This window comes from Amycolatopsis sp. TNS106 (assembly GCF_019330265.1).
Classification (GTDB): Bacteria; Actinomycetota; Actinomycetes; order Mycobacteriales; family Pseudonocardiaceae; genus Amycolatopsis; species Amycolatopsis lurida.
Window position 1 is genome coordinate 5,379,373 of the sequence record NZ_CP024972.1, and the last position, 14,685, is coordinate 5,394,057.

Annotated in this window: 13 protein-coding genes; 6 read left to right on the forward strand and 7 right to left on the reverse strand. The window is 69.2% G+C overall.

Features of this window, described 5'->3' with window-relative positions; translation table 11 throughout:
- The first annotated feature begins 87 nt into the window (after nucleotides 1-87).
- Complete coding sequence (locus CVV72_RS24110; RefSeq protein ID WP_219145926.1) at nucleotides 88-540, forward strand: hypothetical protein; 453 nt, start codon at nucleotides 88-90, stop codon at nucleotides 538-540.
- Here the strand turns inward: CVV72_RS24110 and CVV72_RS24115 are convergent.
- On the reverse strand, nucleotides 488-916 hold the full coding sequence (locus CVV72_RS24115) for a hypothetical protein (protein ID WP_125680198.1): 429 nt from the start codon (nucleotides 914-916) through the stop codon (nucleotides 488-490). The two genes, CVV72_RS24110 and CVV72_RS24115, sit on opposite strands and share 53 nt — an antisense overlap.
- Before the next feature lie 169 nt (nucleotides 917-1,085).
- Nucleotides 1,086-2,258, reverse strand: a complete 1,173-nt coding sequence (locus tag CVV72_RS24120) for an acyl-CoA dehydrogenase family protein (RefSeq protein ID WP_185927251.1) — start codon at nucleotides 2,256-2,258, stop codon at nucleotides 1,086-1,088.
- Nucleotides 2,259-2,363: 105 nt separating this feature from the next.
- On the opposite strand from CVV72_RS24120, the gene CVV72_RS24125 reads away from it, so the two are divergent.
- Entirely contained in the window at nucleotides 2,364-4,013 is a 1,650-nt protein-coding gene (locus CVV72_RS24125; RefSeq protein ID WP_219145927.1) for a class I adenylate-forming enzyme family protein, read from the forward strand.
- A 52-nt stretch (nucleotides 4,014-4,065) separates the two neighbouring features.
- Here CVV72_RS24125 and purE read toward each other — a convergent pair whose 3' ends face one another.
- The 5 genes from purE to CVV72_RS24150 all read right to left on the reverse strand — a co-directional run bounded on the left by purE (nucleotide 4,066) and on the right by CVV72_RS24150 (nucleotide 9,307).
- Nucleotides 4,066-4,572, reverse strand: a complete 507-nt coding sequence (gene purE, locus CVV72_RS24130) for a 5-(carboxyamino)imidazole ribonucleotide mutase (protein ID WP_219145928.1) — start codon at nucleotides 4,570-4,572, stop codon at nucleotides 4,066-4,068.
- A 9-nt stretch (nucleotides 4,573-4,581) separates the two neighbouring features.
- Nucleotides 4,582-5,766 carry a 5-(carboxyamino)imidazole ribonucleotide synthase gene (locus CVV72_RS24135; RefSeq protein ID WP_219145929.1) on the reverse strand — a complete coding sequence of 395 codons (1,185 nt, stop codon included), beginning with the start codon at nucleotides 5,764-5,766 and terminating at the stop codon, nucleotides 4,582-4,584.
- A gap of 53 nt (nucleotides 5,767-5,819) precedes the next feature.
- Complete coding sequence (locus CVV72_RS24140; protein ID WP_219154087.1) at nucleotides 5,820-7,025, reverse strand: glycosyltransferase 87 family protein; 1,206 nt, start codon at nucleotides 7,023-7,025, stop codon at nucleotides 5,820-5,822.
- Nucleotides 7,000-8,352 (reverse strand): glycosyltransferase 87 family protein, encoded by a 1,353-nt coding sequence (locus tag CVV72_RS24145; RefSeq protein WP_219145930.1) that lies wholly within the window; start codon nucleotides 8,350-8,352, stop codon nucleotides 7,000-7,002. Before CVV72_RS24145 ends, CVV72_RS24140 begins: the two co-directional genes overlap by 26 nt.
- 82 nt (nucleotides 8,353-8,434) lie before the next feature.
- The gene (locus tag CVV72_RS24150; RefSeq protein ID WP_007031897.1) at nucleotides 8,435-9,307 is read right to left on the reverse strand and encodes a hypothetical protein; all 873 of its coding nucleotides are present in this window, start codon (nucleotides 9,305-9,307) and stop codon (nucleotides 8,435-8,437) included.
- 257 nt (nucleotides 9,308-9,564) lie between these two features.
- Between CVV72_RS24150 and CVV72_RS24155 the strand changes: the two genes are divergently transcribed.
- From CVV72_RS24155 to CVV72_RS24170, 4 genes are all read left to right on the forward strand, one after another.
- Nucleotides 9,565-11,808: a sigma-70 family RNA polymerase sigma factor gene (locus tag CVV72_RS24155; RefSeq protein ID WP_219145931.1), complete on the forward strand. Its 2,244-nt coding sequence runs from the start codon at nucleotides 9,565-9,567 to the stop codon at nucleotides 11,806-11,808.
- A 10-nt stretch (nucleotides 11,809-11,818) separates the two neighbouring features.
- The gene (locus CVV72_RS24160) at nucleotides 11,819-12,316 is read left to right on the forward strand and encodes a GtrA family protein (protein ID WP_219145932.1); all 498 of its coding nucleotides are present in this window, start codon (nucleotides 11,819-11,821) and stop codon (nucleotides 12,314-12,316) included.
- A gap of 219 nt (nucleotides 12,317-12,535) precedes the next feature.
- Nucleotides 12,536-13,075, forward strand: a complete 540-nt coding sequence (locus tag CVV72_RS24165) for a GtrA family protein (protein ID WP_034304834.1) — start codon at nucleotides 12,536-12,538, stop codon at nucleotides 13,073-13,075.
- Nucleotides 13,076-13,321: 246 nt separating this feature from the next.
- A complete protein-coding gene (locus CVV72_RS24170) occupies nucleotides 13,322-14,680 on the forward strand; it encodes an MDR family MFS transporter (protein WP_219145933.1) in 1,359 nt (452 codons plus the stop codon).
- Nucleotides 14,681-14,685 lie beyond the last annotated feature (5 nt).

A 14,685-nucleotide genomic window follows, 5' to 3' on the forward strand; every position in this document is an offset into this window, starting at 1 on the left:
CGGTAGGGCACCGGACGGCTCCGATGGCACCTCCGGAGCGTGATCGACAGGTACCCGACAGGAAGCCTGTACGGCAGACTCGCCTCCGTGACGGACGAACGACTGACCGGCCTGTGGTCGGACGAAATCCTGCATCCGGGCAGCACCGAAACCGTCGACCTGGTGTTCCGCCGCGACGGCTCCGGCCGGCTCTACTGGTCGAGCTGGAGCACCGAGTTCGCGGTGTCCCGTTTCACCTGGGCGACCCCGGGCGAACTGGTCTTGAAGTTCCATCGCACCTTGAGCGGCACGTGGTCGATCGACAACGGTGTGACCCGGCACGACGTCGAATCCGACGAGCAAGAAGAGTCCGTCGTCGACGTCGGCTACGAGATCGCGCCCGGCGAGGACCCGTACGGCACCCCGGTGACCCTGCTCTCGCTGGACCGTCCGCTGACCGAGCACCTGGCGGGCTCACGGTTCGCGTGGGTCGAGAACCCGGTGTCGCTCAGCGACCCGTCCGCCGATGCTCCGCGGCCAGACCCGTCCAGCCCCCGCTGACGGCCAGCACCTCGAGCACCCGCTCGGCCTGCTCCGCGAACCCGGCCAGATCGGCGTGCAGCAACGCTATCCGCTCGGCGTCGAGCGGGACCTCGTCGTCAGCCCACAGCTCGATCACCGTGCTGACGGTCCACACGAGGAACTGGATGATCCGGATGAACCCCTCCGACGGCTCGTCGACGGCCTCGCGGTAGCCCGTCTCGATCTCGTCGCAGGCCGCGACCAGCTCACGCAGCGGCCGGACGACGTCAGCCGCCGTCCCGTCCCAGGCGGCCGTCGGCCACGTGCGATCCCCGAGTTCGAGCCACAACCGCCAGCCGGCGATCAGCTCGGCCTCGTCGTGCGGTGTCCACGACACCGGTGCGAACCAGAACATCTTTCGAGGGTGACACCGGCGGTCCATGATCGCCGTACTTCCGTGAAGCATCTCACCGAAGGGCCATCTCACCTGCGCATTTCGTCACCTGAATGCGAGCTCGCGAAACGCGTGAAGGCCCCCTTCCCTCGGCTGAGCCGAGGGAAGGGGGCCTTCACGCGGAAACGAATCAGCCCTTGAGCAGGGCGCGCGCCATGACCATGCGCTGGATCTGGTTGGTGCCTTCGTAGATCTGGGTGATCTTCGCGTCGCGCATCATGCGCTCCACCGGGAAGTCGCGCGTGTAACCCGCGCCTCCGAAGAGCTGCACGGCGTCCGTCGTCACCGACATCGCGATGTCCGACGCGTACGCCTTCGCGGCCGCGGCCATGTAGCCGCCGCGCTTGTCGCCACGCTCAGTCGCCGCGGCCGAGGCGTAGACGAGGTTCCGGGCGGCTTCGATCTTGATGCCCATGTCGGCCAGCATGAACTGGACGCCCTGGAACTCCGAGATCGACTTGCCGAACTGCTTGCGCTCCTTGACGTACGCGATCGACGCGTCGAGCGCGCCCTGCGCGATGCCCAGCGCCTGCGCGCCGATGGTCGGGCGGGTGTGGTCGAGCGTGCGCAGCGCGGTCTTCAAGCCGGTGCCGGGCTCGCCGATGATGCGGTCGGCCGGGATGGTGCAGTTCTCGAAGTGGATCTCGCGGGTCGGCGAGCCCTTGATGCCGAGCTTCCGCTCCTTCGAGCCGACGGTGAAGCCGGGGTCGTCCTTGTGCACGACGAACGCGGAGATGCCGTTGGCCTTCTTCTCGGCGTTGGGGTCGGTCACCGCCATCACGGTGTACCAGGACGATTCACCCGCGTTGGTGATCCAGCACTTGGTGCCGTTCAGCACCCAGTGGTCACCGTCGAGCTTCGCGCGGGTGCGCATCGAGGCGGTGTCCGAGCCGGCTTCGCGCTCCGAAAGCGCGTACGACGCCGAGGCTTCGCCGGAGGCGATCGACGGCAGCACCAGCTTCTTGAGGTCTTCCGACGCCGAGAGAATGATCGGCACCGTGCCCAGCTTGTTCACCGCCGGGATCAACGACGCCGACGCGTCGACCCGCGCGACCTCCTCGATCACGATGCAGGCGGCGATGGCGTCCGCGCCCTGACCGTCGTAGGCCTCGTCGATGTGGACGGCGTTGAATCCCGACTTGACCAGCGCGTTGTACGCCTCAATCGGGTAACGCTCGTCCTCGTCGACCTCGGCCGCGTAGGGCTCGATCTCCTTCTCGGCGAGGGCACGCACCGCGGCCCGCAGCTCCTCGTGCTCTTCGGCAAGCTGGTACAGACCCGGGCCGTCAGACACCTTCGTCACCTCTTCTAACCGCGTTTGGGAGTTTGACCGATGTTAGCGCTCGTTCACATCGTGCGACATCGCGAGCGCTTGTGTCTTTGACCGCAAAGTCCGTACGTTCGAGTGATGGAGCTCACCCCGTTCCCCCGGTCGCTCGACTATCCCGAGGTCCCGGTCGGCTCGGTGCTCGCGGGCGCCGCTACCCGCTGGGGCGCCCGCACGGCCTTCGCCCACGGAGACCAGAGCCTCACCTTCGCCGAGACGTACAACGCGGCCTGCCGCTTCGCGAACGCCCTGCGCGCCGAGGGCGTCGGGCGGGGCGACGTCGTCGCACTCCACCTGCCGAACTGCCTGGCGTACCCGGTCGCGTACTACGGGACGTTGCTCGCCGGGGCCACCTTCAGCCCGGCGAACCCGCTGCTTCCGCCGGACGACCTCGCCTTCCAGCTGGCCGACGCCGGGGCGGTCGCCGCTGTCACCGTCGGCCCCGTCGCCCGGGTGCTCGCTTCGGTCCGTGACCGGACATCGGTCCGGCTGAGCATCGTCGTTCACCCGCCCGAGGCTTTGACGCAGGGCGAGGTCGAATTCACCGAGTTCTACTCCGCTCGCTCGGACGAGCGGCCGGACGTCGAGATCGACATCCACCGCGATCTCGCCCATCTGGCGTACACCGGCGGCACCACCGGACGCTCGAAGGGAGTGTGCCTGCCGCACCGGAACGTCGTGGTCAACAGCCTCCAGAGTTCCTGCTGGCGGCTGGGCGCGGTCCCCGCTGTCGACGCGTCCGGCGAGGTGATCGTCGAGCAGCTCGGCGGTCCGGACGAATGGCCGTCCCGGATCGGCACCGGCGTCGCCCTCAACCTGACGCCGTGGTTCCACGCCATGGGTACCATCGCCGCGCTCAACGTCCCGCTGCTCGACGGCGGCACCGTCGTCCTGCACGACCGCTTCGACCCGGCCGCGTACGTGGCCGACGCCGAACTGCTGCGGGTCACCACGATCGGCGGGGCACCGGCGTTGTTCGCCGCCTTGCTCGCCTGCCCCGAGTTTCACACAGCCGACCTGTCTTCGGTACTGACCATCGGTTCCGGCGCGGCGCCGATGAACCACGAGATGATCCGCGCCCTGCAGAAACGCTTCCCCGGAGTGGTCATCACCGAGGGCTACGGCCTCACCGAGGTCACCATGGGCGCCGTCATCGCGCCGTCGTATCGCTCCGCCACCCGGAAGGTGGGCTCGGTCGGCCTCCCCCTGCCGGACACCGAGATCAAGATCGTCCCCGCCGAAGGCGGTGAAGATCCGTTGCCAGCCGGGGAAAGCGGCGAGGTCTGCCTGCGCGGCCCGCAGGTGATGACCGGCTATCGCAACCGCCCCGAGGAGACCGCGGCCGCGCTCGTCGACGGCTGGCTGCACACCGGCGACATCGGCATCCTCGACGAGGACGGCTATCTGTCCATTGTGGATCGCAAGAAGGACATGCTGCTCTACAAGGGATACAACGTCTTCCCGCGTGAACTCGAAGAGCTGCTGATCACCCTGCCCGGCGTCGCCGCGGCGGCCGTCGTCGGCAAACCGGACACCGAGGTCGGCGAGCTACCGGTCGCGTTCGTGGTGCGCAGCGACGAGAGCGTCACCGCCGAGCAACTCCTGGAGGCCGTCGGCGCCCGCGTTCTGCCGTACAAGCGGCTGCGGGCGATCCACTTCGTCGACCAGATCCCGGTCTCGGCCGCCGGGAAGGTACTCAAACGTGAGCTACGGAAGCAACTCGCCGACTGAACCACCGCATTTGGTCACCTACTTGCGGTGGTTCGTCGTCGAACCACCGCAATCAGGTGCCGGGTTGCTCGATCTTCGAGCGCAGTGCGGCGTCCTTGTCGAGCACCAGTTGCTCCAGATCCGCCTGGAACCGCGCCATCTTCGCCTGAAGCTCTTCGTCGGACGCGGCGAGAATGCGCACCGCGAGGAGGCCCGCGTTGCGCGCCCCGCCGACGGAGACCGTCGCGACCGGGACGCCCGCGGGCATCTGCACGATCGAGAGCAGCGAGTCCATGCCGTCGAGGTACTTCAACGGGACCGGCACGCCGATCACCGGCAGCACCGTCGCCGACGCGACCATGCCCGGCAGGTGCGCCGCACCGCCGGCGCCCGCGATGATCACGCGCACGCCGCGCGAAGCGGCCGAGGTCGCGTAGTCGAGCATCCGCTGCGGAGTGCGGTGCGCCGAATAAACCCCGACCTCGTATTCGACGCCGAACTCGGCCAGCGCCTGCCCGGCCGCTTCCATCGTCGGCCAGTCCGAATCGCTGCCCATGATCAGGCCAACCTGCGGCGCCATTTCCTACTCCTAGTGAATTTCGTAGCCGTCGAGCCAGACGGCGTGGGAAAGCCAGTGCGCGGCGAGCAGCGCGCGGTCGCGCAGCTCTTCCATCCGTTCGCCGACGAGGTTGACGTGGCCGAGCTTGCGGCCGGGGCGTTCTCCCTTGCCGTACAGGTGGACGCGGATGTCCGGGTACCGCGCGAACAGGTGGTGCAGCCGTTCGTCCGGGCCCATCGCCGGGGCCTCGGGCGCGCCGAGGACGTTCGCCATCACGCAGGCCGGGGCGATCAGGTCGGTCACGCCGAGCGGGTAGTCGAGCACGGCACGCAGGTGCTGCTCGAACTGCGAGGTCTTCGAACCGTCCTGGGTCCAGTGTCCCGAGTTGTGCGGGCGCATGGCGAGTTCGTTGACCAGCAGGCCTTCGTCGGTTTCGAACAGCTCGACGGCGAGCAGGCCGGTCACGTTCAGCGTCGCGGCGATCCGCAGCGCCAGGTCCTGCGCCTCTTGCGTGCGCTCGACGCTCAGCCCCGGCGCCGGGGCGAGCACCTCGGTGTTGATCCCGCCGGACTGCACGGTTTCCACCACCGGCCACGCCGCGCCCTGGCCGAACGGCGACCGGGCGACGAGCGCGGACAGTTCGCGCCGCATGACGACCTTTTCCTCGACCAGCAGCGGGGTTCCGGCGGCGAGCAGTTCGGGGACGGTCTCGCGGGCGTGCTGCGCGGTGTCGAGCATCCAGACACCGCGGCCGTCGTAGCCGCCCTGCGCCGCCTTGAGCACCACCGGCCAGGAGTGCTTGTCGCCGAAAGTGATCACATCGTCCACAGAGGACACTTCGGCGAAGGCGGGGCCGGGGATCTCGAGTCCGGCCATCATCTCGCGCATGACGAGCTTGTTCTGCGCCATCGACAACGCGGCCGGATCGGGCCGGATGGTGACGCCTTCCATCGCGAGCGTGAGCAGATGCTCGCCGGGAACGTGTTCGTGGTCGAACGTCAGCACGTCGACCCCGGCGGCGAACGAGCGCAGCGCTTCGAGGTCGGTGTGGTGCCCGTGCACGACCTCGCCCGCGACGAGGCCGGCGGATTCGTTCTCCCCGGCGGCCAGCACGCGCAGGGACTGGCCGAGGGAGATCGCCGCCTGGTGGGTCATCCTGGCCAGCTGTCCGCCGCCCACCATGCCCACGATCGGAAGACCGGTTCGTTTGTCCACTGGCCGAAGTTCTCTTTTCCGCTGAGGCCACATTCCATACTGCAGGGTGCAGATTACTTGGCCGCCACCGCCACGACCTGGGCGGACCCGCGTCGCAGCTCCCGCACCGCCAGGCCTGTGATGGCGATCGCAGCCGTGAGGACATAGACGTTCCCGAGCAGCGACCAGCCCAACCCCCAGCCGAACTCGGTCTCCCCGCCGTTGGGCACGACCATGATCAGGCAGCTCGCGAACAGCGTCGCGACGCCCGCGGCCGGAACCCACGATCGGCGGATCACGAGCAGCACGAGCAACGGCACCGTCCACACCCAGTGGTGTGACCAGGACACCGGCGAGAGCAGCAACCCGTAGAACGCGGTCACCAGCAGCGCGCCGACCGGGTCGCCGCGGCGGTGCAGGCGCACGACCAGCCAGACGGCGGGTACGGCCAGAACGGCGGCGATCGCGATGGCCACCGTCAGTGACCACGGCGCGAGTTCCGACGCGCGGTTCACCAGGCCGTTGAGGGACTGGTTGAAGATCCAGTGCACGGAGCCGACCCGGCTGGGGTCGGTCGCCGATTCGGTCCAGAACCGGACGGCGTCACCGGGGATCACCGCGAACATCACCGCTTCGAGCGCGACGAACGTGCCGAGCGCGCGCAGCGCGTCCTTCCAGCGGCCGGTGAACAGCAGATGCGGCACGAAGATCAGCGGCGTCAGCTTGATCGCGGCCGAAATCCCGATCAGCACCCCCGCCCAGCGCGAACCGCGCGCGGAAAGCACGAGGACGTCGAGGACGATCAGCGCCATCAGGATGAGGTTGATCTGCCCGAGGAAGATCGTCTTCCACACCGGCTCCAGCGCCAGCGCGGCCGCGGTGGCCAGCGGCAGCACCCACCACCGGGTGATGGGGGCGCCGCAGGCTCGGGCGACCACGGAGATCACCACGCTCAGGCAGACCACGGAGAGCGCGCCGGCCACACCCCAGGTCAGCCCGGCGGGCACGATCGCGAGCGGCAGGAACAGCGGCGCCGCGGCCGGGGTGTAGGTGAACGGCAGCAGCACCCACGGCGGCAGGGTCGTCAGCGCCTCGCGGGTGTAGAGCGGCTCGCCCTTCAGCAGCGTGAGAGCGCCTGCGCGGTAGACGGCGCTGTCCGCGCCGAGGTGCCATTCGCCGAGCCACGCGACGATGCCCAGCGCGAGCATCGCCAGTGCGAGCGCACCCGCCAGCGTGACCCCGACGACGCGGGGCTCAGCCGCCGGACGCGACTTCTGCATGCTTTTCCGCGTCACCCGTGCCCTGCTTCCGGCGCAGGTACCACCACCGTCCGGCCAGCGCGAGCGCCAGCACCAGCGGCATGAAGATGTACGCGCTGCCGAGGATGTTCTGCCACACCTTCCAGTGCAGCTCGACGTTGCGGCCGTTCGGCAGGATCAGCAGGACACAGCTGATGAAGACGAAGAACACGGCGAAGGTGCCGAGCCAGCGTTTCCACGCGGTGGCGGGCGTGGTCTTCGGCAGCCGCGAGACCAGCAGGACGACCAGCGGCGCCACCCACACCCAGTGATGGGTCCAGGAGATCGGCGAGATCAGCAGGATCCAGAACGCCGTCACCAGCATCGCGGCGAGCGCCTGGCCCTTGCGGTGGAAGCGCAGCACCAGCCAGATCGCCGGGATCGCGAGCAGGGCGCCGATCCCCATCGCCGCCTTCGACGCCCAGGGCGCGAGCTCGGTGAAGCGGTTCATCAGCGCGTTCAGCGACTGGTTGCCCGCCCAGTGCACCGGGCCGATGCGGCCGGTGTCGGGCAGCGTGTAGGTCCAGTACCGGGCCGCGTCGTGCGGGATGATCAGGAACATCAGGCCCTGCATCACGACGAAGGTGACGAGCCCGCGGACGGCGTCCATCCGGCGGCCGGTGATGAACAGATGCCCCAGGAACACGATCGGGGTGAGCTTGACCGCGGCCGCGACGCCGACGAGCACCCCGCCCCAGCGGCTGCCCCTCGCCCCGATGACCAGGATGTCGAGCATCACCAGCGCCATCAGGATGATGTTGATCTGGCCGAGGAAGATCGTGCGCCACACCGGCTCGAGGCCGAGGAAGACCAGGAAGAAGGCGATCGTCGACCGGGCGGGCGAGGCCCACCAGCGGGGGCCGTCGGTCGAGGGCTTCGGCAGCGCGCCGATGGCGATCCGGACGCACAGCGCCAGCGCGAGCAGCGAGACCGCGGTCAGGAGCCCCCAGGCGACCTGCGTCGGGACGATCGCGAGCGGGATGAACAGCAGTGCGGCGGTCGGCGGGTAGGTGAACGGCAGCAGCGCCCACCACGGTTCCACCGGAAGTGTGTTCGCGTCGTACAGCGGGTCGCCGTTCAGCAGCGTCTCGGCGCCGGCGCGGTAGACCGCGCTGTCCACGCCCAGCACCCATTCGTGCTGCCAGCCCCAGATACCGAAACCGATGGCGACCAGCGGGATCACCGACAGGATCAGGATCGATCTCGGCCGGACGGACAAGCGGGCGAGCGACTTGCGCAGCGACAGGCGATGCTGCGGGCGGCTCGCCGAAACGTCGCCGTTGGTGTCGGCGGGAACAGTCCGGGTCACGCAAACAGGAAATCATGAACCCGGTCGTCGCTGGTCGACAGGGTCGGCCGTGACCTGGAGAACGTCTTGCGCTAACCCCGGGTCAGGACCGGGCGAGGGTGCCGAGGAGATCGCACGCCAGGTCGTAGGTCGCCGGGAGCCGGACGGCCGAAATCTGCGGACGGCCGGTGTCACGCAGCTGGGCGTCCACCGAAAGCCGCTCATTGAGCGCCCTTCGCAACGCGACGCCGGACGAAGCGAGCCTCACGTCCTTCGGCACGAGCGCGCCCGCGACGGAAGGTCCGATCGAGGCGACGCTCTCGCCGCCGTCGAACACCTGCTTCAACGCGTCCGCGACCAGGATCATCCCGGTCAGCCGGGGCCAGCCCGCGACCGAGCTGAAGTCCATCGAGACCACGAGCAGCGTGTGCGCCTCCGCGACCGGCCGCTCGTCACGGCGGGCCTGGCGGTACAGCTCACTCAGCCGGGTCCTCAGGTAAGCGGCCGTGGGCAGCCCGGTGAGGGGTTCGGTGACCTCGGTGTTCACCAGCTGATCGGTCGCGACGTCCGCCCACGCGAGCGCCGTCACCCGGAGCAACCGTGACGGTGTCGAGTCGACATCGGGCGCGAGGAAACCGTCCACCGCGTCCGGGTCGGCGAGCACGGCGTGCAACGCCGCGAGGTCCGCGAGCGTTTCGGCGAGCCCCGCTCCCGCGGCGGCCCGTGCCCGGCCCAGCCCGGCGAGGGCGGTCTCCGCCACTTCGGCGGGCGCGACCCGGCCGTTCTTGATCACCGCCGCGCAGACGGCGTCCACCTCGGGGAGGCCCCAGTCACTCGGGAAACGCCAGCCCGCGGCCAGACTGGCCGTCCGCCAGCGGGCTCGCAGTGCGCGGAGCGTGCGATCTCGTTCGAACCGGTTCCAGGCGGCTTGCCCGTCGGATCCCCCGGACGGCGCACCGGTGGCCGGTACGTCCACTGCCCACCGCCCCTTTCCGTTCCGATCTTTTCGATCTTGCGATCGCTTCACGGTGGGGACGCCGCTCCACGCCGCGCGTGACGGCGTTTTCCAAGGATCTTTCCGAACTCTTCGGTAACCCAGGGCGGGTGAAGGTGTTGCGCTCTCCGGGTCATCGGAGGGGCCGCGAGGTGACGTGCGTCGCCCAGTCCGTCACACTGAGCGGGTTCGGGCGTTTAAGACAGTAGACCCGCCGAACCAGCAGATGAAGGAGCCCCGTGTCCACCGTTCCCGCCGATCTCTCCGGTAAGAGTGACGCCGAGCTGATCGCCGAGGTGCGTGACGGGAAGATCGCGTCTTACGGAACCCTGTACGAGCGCCACGCCGGCGCGGCGCACAATCTCGCCCGCCAGCTCGCGCGCTCGAGTTCCGAGGCCGACGACCTCGTTTCCGAAGCCTTCGCGAAAGTGCTGGACACGCTGCGCGGCGGCAAAGGCCCCGACGCGGCGTTCCGCGCGTACCTGCTGACCGCGCTCCGGCACACCGCCTACGACAAGACGCGCAAGGACAAACGCGTCGACCTGAACGAGGACATGTCCGACGTCGGCGGTGCCGTCGGCGAGGCGCTGACGGTCCCGTTCTCCGACACCGCCGTCGCCGGGCTCGAGCGCACGCTCGCCGCGAAGGCGTTCGCCCGGCTGCCCGAGCGGTGGCAGGCGGTGCTGTGGCACACCGAGATCGGGGGGCAGACCCCCGCCGAGGTCGCGCCGCTGCTGGGCCTGACCGCGAACGGTGTTTCCGCGCTCGCCTACCGTGCCCGTGAAGGGCTGCGCCAGGCCTATCTGCAGGTCCACCTGGCCGAGAACTCCGCCGAACGCTGCCGCGCGAGCGCGGACAAGCTCGGCGCCTGGACCCGGGACGGCTTGTCCAAACGCGAACGGACCCAGGTGGAGAACCACCTGGACGAATGCGAGAACTGCCGCGCGCTGGCCGCGGAACTGGCCGACGTCAACACCGGTCTGCGCGGGATCATCGCGCCGATCGTGCTCGGTGGCGCGGCTCTCGGTTACCTGGCGACGACCGGGGCGGGCAAGGCGAGCGCGGTCACCGCGGCCGCGACGGCCGCCGCCGCGGGGTCGAGTTCGGGTGGCGCCGCCGGTGCCGCCGCGGCCGGACCGCGCCAATTCGCCGGCGTGGCCGGATCGAGCGCGGCCATCGTCGCCGCCGTCGCGGTGGCGCTCGCCGCCGGTGGTGGCACGCAGGAGATCCCGGCCGCCGCGGCGGTCGCGCCCCCCGCCGCGGCGCCCGCTCCCAAACCGGCCGATCCGCCCCCGGCGCCGCCCGCCGGCCCGCCGCCGGCGCAGCAGCCGGTGCCGCCCGCTCAGCAGGTGCCGCCTCCCACGCCCGCTCCCGCGCCGACTCCGACACCCGCCGAACCGCCCGCTCCCACGCCCACGCCGGTGGTCCCGGCGCCTCCGGTGATGACGGCGTCGACCCCGCCCGGTGGTGTCCAGCTCAGGCCCGGTGAACCGGCCGATCTGCCGATCACCGTGCGCAACGACGGCGGATCGAAGTCCGAGCCCGTGGCGGTCTCGCTGAATCTGCCGAAGGGCGTGCGGGCCATCAACGCCGGCGGCGGTGGCGCGATGGGCGCCCCCGGATTCCGTCAGCAGGCGCCCGCTCCGATCGCGGTGAGCTGCCCCGGCGGCACCGGCACGGTGACCTGCCGGACCGGCACCGGCCTCGAACCGGGACAGACCGCCGTGCTGACGTTCCGGTTGCGCGCCGACGCGACGGCCGTGGACGGCAGCGTGGTCACCGGTTCGGTGACGGCGGGCGCACAGATCAAGGTGTCGGTCGAGGTGAAGGTCAAGGTGCCGGCGCCGCCCGCACCCGTGGACGGCCTCTCCCTGAGCGCCCACAGCGTCTGGCCGTCTTCGTTCCCCTGGGTCCCCAATCCGCGGATGACCATCCAGGTGAAGAACACCGGCGAGTCGACGAAGCCGGTGACGATCACTCTCGATCACCGCGTTCTCTACTCGTCGAGCTTCTCCGGCATCCGATGCACGCCGACCGGCGAAGGTGCGTCGTGCACTTCGCGAGGCTCGCTGGCTCCGGGGCGCCAGGCGAACCTGATGGTGACGCTGAAGGGCCGTCCGCCGGCGCACGACCCGGTGACGGTGAACGCCACCCTCGGCACTGCCAAGGCGAAGCCGGTCGAGGTCTACTTCGACTGCTGGCGTCACTGGTGTGACGACAACTCGCTGCTTCCGTCGACCACGGTGCCTTCGCTGCCTTCGGTCACTTCGAAGCCCCCGGCCAGCATCGAGACGACGAAGCCTGGGCGGCCAGGGTGGCCTGTTCCGTCGAAGAAGCCTTCGCCAGCCGTGACTTCTTCGGAGCCTGCGAAGCAGGCGCCGGCCCAGCCGGAGACGACCACGACCACGAGCGCGCCGCCGCGGCCCGGCAAGACCAAGCCGTCCACCCAGCCCAACGGAGTGGTCGACCGCATTTTCCAGTAGCGTCGCCCGCATGCGGGGGAAGCATCGCGAACTGCTGCGGTTCGTACTGGTCGGCGGCGCGAGCTTCGTCATCACGATGACCATCACCTATGGCCTCAAGTTCACCGTGCTGACCGACAAACCGGTGACCGCGCTGGTCATCGGTGTCCTGGTGGCGACCGTTTTCTCGTACGTCGCGAATCGCGAATGGTCCTTTCGCTCCCGCGGCGGGCGTGAGCGAGCCCACGAAGCGGCGCTCTTCTTCCTGCTCAGCGCGATCGCGCTCGGCCTCAACGCGCTTCCGCAGCTGGTTTCGCGGTACGTGTTCAAGCTGGAGCAGCCGTATGTCGGGCTGCTGACCCAGGAGATCGCCGACTTCGTCAGCGGCGTGATCATCGGCACCCTGCTCGGCACGGCGTTCCGCTGGTGGTCGTTCAAGAAATGGGTCTTCCCGGAGGCGGACGCGCGGCCGCGGCTGCTGCGGGGCGGCGGGCAGGTTTCCGACATTCCCGACGATTCGGCCGCCTGATCCGTCCGTTCGTGACTGCTGGTGCCGGTGGGGCGAGTGCGACGCTCTTCGAGTCCGTGAAGGCCTCCTTGAGGGACTCTGGGTCCCTCAAGGAGGCCTTCACGGACCAAAAAACCGCAGCCGGAGACCGATCGCCATCGAATCGCCCAAAGCGCCCTATACCGCGCTGTCCATCCCCTGCCGACCCGTTCGGCGGGCGACGCGAATTAGACTGATCTGGTGACCGTGGTCGAATCCGTCCTTTCCAGGACGCCCGAGCCGCTCCGATCCGTGCTGATCAAGCACCGTGAGCTGTTGAAGTTCGCGATCGTGGGCGGCACGACGTTCCTGGTCGACAACGGCGTCTGGTACCTGCTGAAACTCAGTGTGCTGGAGTCGAAGCCGACCACGGCGAAGGCCATCGCGATCATCGTCGCGACGATCGTGTCCTACATTCTCAACCGCGAGTGGTCCTTCCGGACCCGCGGCGGCCGCGAGCGGCATCACGAAGCGGCGCTCTTCTTCGTGATCAGCGGCATCGCCGTGGTGGTCAACCTGATCCCGCTGTACACGTCGCGCTACATCTTCGACCTCGAGGTGCCGCACGTGACGCGGTTCGTCCAGGAGCTGGCGGACTTCACCAGCGGGTCGATCATCGGCATGCTGCTGGCGATGTTCTTCCGCTTCTGGGGTTTCAAGAAGTGGGTCTTCCCGGACGAGCTGGGCAAACGCCGCCGGGACAGCGACGAGCCGGACGAGGACGTCATTCCGCTCCGCTAAGTACTTGTCACAAGACATGTGATTGTCTAAAGTCATCCATGTCACTGTTCCTTCATTGCTGACGCCGGCCGGGTTCGTACGGTCGAGCGGGACGAATTCGAGGTGATCGCCAAGCGCGAAGAGGACCGCATCCGATTCGGATGACGGTTGAGCCTTTTCCGCCTTGGCGGGGATCCGGAGCCGCTTTCGTGCGCTGCTCCGCGTCCCTCGCGTTCCCTCGTTTCTTCCAGTGAACGGATCTCTTTCTTGAGCACCACCCTCGGCGCGCCTCCGCGCGCCCGAAACACCCTCGCCCTCGTCGGGCTCTTCGCCGCCGTGTTCCTGGCGATGCTCGACGCCCAAGTCGTCGCGACCGCGCTGCCGCGCATGGTCGGTGAGCTCGGCGAAGCCGGGTCGTTCGCCTGGGTCACCACCGCTTACCTGCTCGCGGGCAGCGTCAGCGCTCCCGTCTACGGGAAGCTCGGTGACCTCTTCGGCCGCAAGCGCGTCGTGCTCGCCGCGATCGCGCTGTTCGTCCTCGGCTCCCTCGCCTGCGCGCTCGCGCCGACGATGCCGCTGCTGATCGCCGCCCGCGTCCTGCAGGGCATCGGCTCCGGCGGCCTGTTCGTCGCCGTCGCCGCGATCATCGGCGAACTGTTCCCGGGACGCGAAGGCGCCCGCTACTTCGCCTGGTTCTCGCTCTGCTTCGCCGGGTCCTCGCTCGCGGGCCCTGTCGTCGGCGGTGTCCTGACCGACCTCGCGGGCTGGCGGTCGATCTTCGGCCTCAACGTGCCGATCGGGCTGGCCGCGTTCGCGGTCGTCGCGCGCTGCCTGCGCCTCGAACGACGCCGGACGACCGCACCGTTCGATCTCGCGGGCATCGTCGTCCTCTCCGGCGCGATCGTCGGCCTGACCCTGGCGACGCCGCTGTCGGCCTCGATCGGCGCGGCGCTGCTCGTCGCCTTCCTGTTCATCGAACGCCGGGCGGCCGAACCGGTGATCCCACTGCGGCTGTTCCGCTCCAGGATGTTCAGCCTGAGCGTGCTGGCCAGTGCCGCCGCCGGGTTCGTCTTCCTGGGTTCGGTCAACTATCTGGCACTCTTCCTGCAGACCGCGGGCGGCGCCGGACCTTCGGAAGCCGGGCTCCTGCTGCTGCCGATGACGCTCGCGGTCGCCGCGTCGTCGATGGTCGCGGGCCGGGTCATCGCCAACACCGGCGCCTATCGCTGGGCACCGATCCTCAGCATGGTCCTCGGCCTCGCCGCCGCGCTCGCGATGTCCACAATGGACGAAAGGACACCGCTGCCGCTCGTCGTCGCCTACCTCGTCGTGTTCGGCGCGGCGGCCGGGCTCACCATGCAGGTGCTTTCCATGGCGGCGCAGCAGAACGTCGCCAGGACCGATCTCGGCGCCGTTTCGGCGACCGTCGGTTTCCTGCGTTCCCTCGGCACCACGGCCGGGCTGACCGTTTTCGGTGCGGTGTTCACGAACGCCTTCACCGACGACAGTCCCGCCGGTTACTCATCCGCGCTGAACGGCGTGTTCTGGGTGATGGTCCCGGCCTTGGCCGCCGGGCTCACCGCTTCCCTCTTACTGCCGCGCGTTCCGCTGCGGCACCACCACTAAGGAGT